At 78.2% G+C, this 248-nt stretch carries 1 protein-coding gene; it reads left to right on the forward strand.

Annotated elements, in window-relative coordinates:
- A partial coding sequence (locus KVS67_RS12530) for a DUF5998 family protein (protein ID WP_254629378.1) occupies nucleotides 1–248 on the forward strand: 248 nt, incomplete at both ends.

Genomic DNA, 248 nt, shown 5'->3' on the forward strand with positions numbered 1-248 from the left:
TCCGCGCCCTCGGCTCCGTGGTCCTGACCACCGGCCACGCCGACCCCGCCCGCTTCCGGCCGTCCGACCCCGAGGCCGAGATGACCCTCGGGCTGATGTGGGCCGGAGGCCAGCGACTGGACCTGCAGCCCGCCGGCTGCGCCGTCCCCCAGTGCGACCTCGACCACGGCTACACCGGCACCGCCACCCGCGGGGACCTCGTGATCCGCGTCGCCGCCGACGCCGACGGGCAGGGGGCCGGCGACGGC

Origin of the sequence: Micrococcus sp. GbtcB5, assembly GCF_019091605.1 — a bacterium.
GTDB classification, from domain to species: domain Bacteria; phylum Actinomycetota; class Actinomycetes; order Actinomycetales; family Micrococcaceae; genus Micrococcus; species Micrococcus luteus.